Here is a 6,535-nt window from a genome sequence, read left to right on the forward strand (position 1 = left end):
CGGAGCGGATGCGGGCCGCGGGTCAGGCGGTCCTGGACCGGTACGCCAACCTGCGGACCGCGTTCGTCAGCGACACCACCGGTGAACCCGTCCAGGTCGTGGTCGAGGGCGTGCGTGTGCCCTGGCAGCAGATCGACCTGAGCGACCACGCCGAGGGCGACGACCGCGACGCCGCGCTCGAACGCATCCTCGCCGACGACCGCGCCACCCACTTCGACCTGACCGCACCGCCGCTCCTGCGCATGACCCTGGTGACCATGGGCCCGGGCCGGGCCGAACTGGTCTTCACCGCCCACCACGTCCTGTTCGACGGCTGGTCGGTCCCGCTCCTCATGGAGGACCTGCTCAGGCTGTACGGCTCCGGCGGAGACCTCGCGGCCCTGCCGAAGGTGCGCGGCTACCGCGAGTTCCTGTCCTGGCTGGCCCAGCAGGACCACGAAGCGGCCGCCCGCGCCTGGGCCGACGAACTCGACGGACTCGACGAACCCACCCTGCTCGCCCCCGGCGCCGAGTCCGCCGACTCCGAGGACATCGGGCAGGTCGACGTACCGCTGTCACCGGAGACCGTCCGCGAACTGACCCGGTACGCGGCCGAGACGGGCGTCACCCTGAACACCCTGGTCCAGGGAGCCTGGGCCATCGTCCTCGGAGAGCTGACCGGGCGCGAGGACGTCGTGTTCGGCGCGACGGTGTCCGGCCGCCCGCCCGCCGTCACGGACATCGACACCATGGTCGGCCTGTTCATCAACACCCTTCCCGTACGCGTGGCATGCTCTCCCCGGGACACCTTCCGCGAGTTGCTGACGCGGTTGCAGGACCGGCAGGCCGTTCTGCTCGACCACCATCACTACGGTCTCGCGCAGATCCAGCAGGACACCGGCCTGAGCACCCTGTTCGACACCGTCGTCGTCTTCGAGTCCTTCCCGATCGACCACGCGGGGCTCGGCGACGCCAACACCGAGGCGGGCGTGGCGATCACCGGCCTCACCCCGTTCAGCGGCACCCACTACCCGCTGACCGTGACGGCCGACGCCGACCCGCAGCTGCGCATCGCCCTCCAGTACCAGCACCATCTCTTCGACCACGCAACCGTGGAGGCGATCGCCGCCCGCTGCCTGCGGGTGCTGCGCCAGGTCGTCGAGAACCCGGAGATCCGCGTCGCGCAACTCGACGTCCTGGAGCCCGCCGAACGGACCAAGGTCGTGTCCGAGTGGAACGACACCGCACACCCCACGGCCACCGCGGGCAGCACCCTCGCCGCGGCGTTCGAAGCCCAGGTGGAGCGCGGACCGGAGCGCACCGCGCTCGTCTTCGAGGGAGACACGCTCTCCTACGCCGAGTTCAACGCGCGCGCCAACCGGCTGGCGCACTGGCTGATCGAGCGCGGCGCCGGGCCCGAGCGGCTCGTCGCGATCCGGATACCGCGTTCCTTCGATCTGCTCACCGCGATCTACGGCGTGCTCAAGACAGGAGCCGCCTATCTGCCGATCGAGACCGATCTACCCGGTGAGCGGGTCGAGCACATGCTCGCCGACAGCACGCCCCTCCTCGTCCTGGACGAACTCCCGGACCTCTCCGGACGCCCGGAGTCGAATCCCGGCGTCGACGTGCACGAGGACCACGCGGCCTACGTGATCTACACCTCGGGGTCGACCGGGAAGCCCAAGGGCGTGGTCGTGTCCCACCGTTCGATCATGAACCGGATCGCCTGGGGCCACGGCCGGTACGGCATGGGCGAGAGCGACCGGATGCTCCTGAAGACATCCGTCGGCTTCGACGTGTCGGTGCCGGAGCTGTTCTGGCCGCTCCAGGTCGGGGCAGGGCTGGTGATCGTACGTCCGGACGGGCAGAAGGACCCCGAGTACCTGGCCAGGCTGATCCGGGAGCAGCGGGTCACTGACGCCGACTTCGCGCCGTCCATGCTGGCGGCGTTCCTCTCGGAGCCGACCGCGGACCAGTGCACCAGCCTGCGCCGCGTGGAGGCCGCCGGCGAGGCGCTCCCCCTGGAGCTCACCGAGCGCTTCGCGCGCACGCTCCCCGGCACCCGGCTGCACAATCTCTACGGCCCGACCGAGGCCGCGGTCGAGGTCACGGCCTGGGAGTGCCGCGAGGAGCCCGGTGCCACCGGCGTGCCGATCGGCGCACCGGTGTGGAACACCCAGGTCTATGTCCTCGACTCCGCGCTGCGGCCGGTCCCCCCGGGTGTGCCGGGAGAGCTCTACCTCGCGGGCGTCCAGCTCGCCCGCGGCTACCTGAACCGTCCGGATCTGACCGCGGAACGCTTCGTGGCCAGCCCCTTCACCCCCGGGGCGCGCATGTACCGCACCGGTGACCTGGTCAGGTGGCGGCCCGACGGCGTGATCGACTACCTCGGCCGGGTCGACTTCCAGGTCAAGGTGCGCGGATTCCGCATCGAGCCCGGAGACATCGAGGCGGCCCTCGCCTTGCACCCCGGCGTGGACCAGGCCGTGGTGATCACCCGCGAGGACCGGCCCGGCGACCAGCGCATCGTGGGATACGTCGTGCCCGCCCCCACCGGCTCGGCCACCGCCCGCGAGGCGGAGCAGGTCGACGAGTGGCAGCAGGTGTACGACGAGGCGTACGCCGGTTCCGGGACGACCGCCTGGGGCGAGGACTTCACCGGCTGGAACTCCAGCTACACCGGCGAGCCGATCCCGCTGGTGGAGATGCGGGCCTGGCGGGACGCGGCCGTCGAGCAGATCCTCGGCGGGGCGCCGCGCCGGGTCCTCGAACTGGGCGTCGGCTCGGGTCTGCTCCTCTCCCGGATCGTGCCCGACGTCGCGGAGTACTGGGGCACGGACTTCTCGGCTCCCGTCATCGAGCAGCTGAAGGACCAGGTCGAGAGGGCCGGCTTCACCGAGCGGGTCCGGCTGCGGGTGCAGCCCGCCGACGACGTGTCGGGCCTGCCCCAGGAGTACTTCGACACCGTCGTCATCAACTCGGTGGCGCAGTACTTCCCCGACGCCGGCTACCTGGACCGGGTGCTGAGCCAGGCCCTCGACCTGCTGGCCCCCGGCGGCCGCATCGTGATCGGCGACGTGCGCCACGCGGGCTCGCTGAGCCTGTTGAAGACGGCGATCCACCGCGCCCGGCGCCCGGAGGCATCGGCGTCCGTGATCCGCGCCGCCGTCGCCCGGGCCGTCCTGGTGGAGAAGGAACTGGTCCTCGACCCGGAGTGGTTCACGCGCTGGGCCGACGAACACGGCGCCGCCGGCGTGGACGTACTCCTGAAGCCCGGCCGCGCCCACAACGAACTGACCCGGCACCGCTACGAAGTGGTGCTGCACAAGGCACCCGTGGACCCCGTCCCCCTGACCGGGATCCCGGCGCTCGCGTGGGGCCGCCGGGTGGACGACTTCACCAGCCTCGACGAGGTGGTCCGGGAGCACCGGACGACACCGGTACGGATCACCCGGATCCCCAACGCCCGGCTCGCCGGCGAGGTCGCCACCGCCACCGCCCTCGCGGCCGTCGACTCACCGGTGGCCGGACTCCCGCCACTGGACCCGCACGACCTGCGGGAATGGGCCGACCGGCGAGGCCTTGGCCTGCTGCTCACCCTGACGGCGGGGGTGCCCGAGTGCTTCGACGCGGTGGTCTTCCCCGCCGGCACCGAAGCCGGGCGGACGTACTCCGGAGGGTTCACGCCCACCGGGCGCCCCGAGCGGATGCTGGTGAACGACCCGGCCGGCGCGCGGGAGATCGGCGTCCTCGTCTCCGGGCTCCGCGACCACGCGCAGGAACGGCTGCCGGAGTACATGGTGCCCGCGGCTGTGGTCGCGATCGCCGAGGTGCCCCTGACCTCCAACGGGAAGCTGGACCGGCAGGCGCTGCCCGTGCCCGACTACGCCGGTGCGGCGACGGGCCGGCCACCGCGGACACCGCAGGAAGAGGTCCTCTGCGCGCTGTTCGCCGAGGTCCTCGGCATCGACCGGGTGGGCATCGACGACAACTTCTTCGCCCTGGGCGGGCACTCGCTCCTCGCCACCCGGCTGATCAGCCGGATCCGCGCCGAGCTGGGCGCCGAGGTCCCGATCCGCGCGGTCTTCGACCGTCCCACCGTCGTGGAACTGGTCGAGCGGATCGCCCCGGGAGCACGGGTCCGCTCCCCGCTGCGCCGGGCGGCACAGCGGCCGGAGCAGCCGCCGCTGTCGTTCGCGCAGCGCCGCCTGTGGTTCATCGACCGGTTCGAGGGGCCGTCGGCGACGTACAACATCCCGTTCGTGCTGCGGCTCACCGGCGCGCTGGACGTGGCGGCGCTGGAGAACGCGGTACGGGACGTCGTGTCCCGGCACGAGATCCTGCGGACGCTGATCGCCGAGTCCGGTGACGGAGTGCCGTACCAGCGGGTGCTGCCCGCGGAGCCGGCAGCGGTGGACCTGCACGTCGTCGAATCCGCCCCGGACGCGGTGGCCGACGCCGTGGCGGCGGCCGCGGTCCGGCCGTTCGACCTGGCCGCGGAGATACCGCTGCGGGTGACCGTGGTCCGCAGCGCCGCCGACGAGCATGTGCTGGTCCTCGTAGTCCACCACATCGCCGGCGACGGCGAGTCGATGGGCCCGCTGGCGCGCGACCTGGGCACGGCCTACGCCGCCCGGCTGTGCGGCGAGGTACCCGACTGGCCCGAGCTGCCGGTGAGCTACGTCGACTACACCCTGTGGCAGCGGGAGCTGCTCGCCGACGAGTCCGACCCCGATGGCGTCCTCGCCACGCAGCTACGGTACTGGCGGGACGAGCTGGCGGGCGCGCCGCAGCCGTTGCAGCTGCCGACGGATCGCCCCCGGCCGCCGGTGGCGAGCCGCCGCGGCGACCTGGTGGCGTTCGAACTCGATCCGGACCTGGTCACCGCCATGGAAGAACTCGCCCGCGCGCGGGGCGCGACGGTGTCGATGGTCCTCCAGTCGGCGGTGGCGGTGCTGCTGCACCACCTGGGCGGCGGCGAGGACATCACCGTCGGATCCCCGATCGCCGGCCGCACCGACGCCGCGCTCGCGGAGCTGGTGGGCTTCTTCGTCAACACCTGGGTGCTGCGCACCGACCTGTCCGGAAACCCGAGCTTCGACCGACTCCTCGGCCAGGTGCGCGAGAAGGCCCTGGCCGCCTACGAGAACCAGGACGCCCCCTTCGAGCGCCTGGTGGAGCTGCTCAATCCCGACCGCTCCACCGCCTACCACCCGCTGTTCCAGGTGATGTTCGCGTGGCAGAACGTAGCCCGCGAGGACTTCGCGCTGGAAGGGCTGCGCGTGGGCCTCGAGCACTCGGCCACCGACACCGCGAAGTTCGACCTGTTCTTCAACATGGCGGACATCCCCGGCCTCGGCGTGGTCGGTCACCTCGAGTACGCGACGGACCTCTTCGACCGCGTCACGGTTGAGGCCCTCGCGGCCCGGTTCGCGCGGGTCGTACGGCAACTGGTCTCCAGCCCCGGCCGACCGATCGGGGCGGTCGTGGACACGCTGGACGCGGCCGAACGGGAGCTGGTGATCCACCGGTTCAACGACACGGCGGCGCCGACGCCCGACGTGACGATCCCCGGACTGTTCGAGCGGCAGGCTGCCGCCACCCCGGACGCGGTGGCGGTGATCTGCGGTGCGCGGAGCCTCACCTACCGCGAGCTGGACACGCTGGCGGACCGGGTGGCGCGCGAGCTGGTGGCACGCGGAGTTGGCCCGGAGACGGTGGTCGGGCTCGCGCTGCCGCGGTCGGCCGACCTGGTCGTGGCACTGCTCGGCGTGCTGAAGGCGGGCGGCGCGTATCTGCCGGTCGACCCGAAGTACCCCAGCACGCGGCTCGACTTCATTGTGTCGGACGCCCGCCCCCGACTGTTCCTGACGGACCCGGAAACCGCCGGAGTGCTGCCGGACGACGGAACTCCGCGCCTGTTCATCGGCGACGCCGAGAAGACGGGCGCCGACGTCGGGAACGTGGGACCCGACACCCGGAACGCGGGCGCCGACGCCGGGAGCACGCTGCCGCGGCCGCACAACGCGGCGTTCGTGATGTACACCTCCGGGTCGACCGGCATGCCCAAGGGCGTGACCGTCACGCACCACAACGTGGTCAACGGCGTGCTGCGGCTCGCCGAGCGGGTGGGCGTCGAGCAGGGCTCGCGGGTGCTCGCGGGCACGTCGGTGGCCTTCGACGTGTCCGTGTTCGAGGTGTTCACGACGCTGGCGCGCGGCGGCTGCGTCGAAGTCGTCCGTGACGTCCTGGCGTTGGCCGAGCGGGACGGCTGGCGGGGCAGTGTGATCAGCAGCGTGCCGTCCGTCTTCGCCGAGCTGGTCGACGACATCGCCGACACCACCGATGTCGACACCGTCGTCTTCGGCGGAGAAGCCCTGCCCGCGTCCCTGGCGGAGCGGGTCCGGGAGGCCTTCCCGGGCGTGCGGGTGGTCAATCCGTACGGCCAGACGGAGAGCTTCTACGCGACGGCGTTCGTGTTGCCGTCGGGTGAGGAGTGGGACGGGTCGGGCAGTGCGCCGATTGGTTCGCCGTTGGGGAACATGCGGGCGTA

At 72.0% G+C, this 6,535-nt stretch carries 1 protein-coding gene; it reads left to right on the forward strand.

Annotation, left to right across the window (positions count from 1 at the left end; all coding sequences use genetic code 11):
* The coding region (locus tag ABT063_RS51520; RefSeq protein ID WP_351069220.1) for a non-ribosomal peptide synthetase at nt 1-6,535 on the forward strand (6,535 nt) is incomplete at both ends.

Source organism: Streptomyces sp. NPDC002838, from assembly GCF_040295365.1.
In the GTDB taxonomy this organism is placed as follows: domain Bacteria; phylum Actinomycetota; class Actinomycetes; order Streptomycetales; family Streptomycetaceae; genus Streptomyces.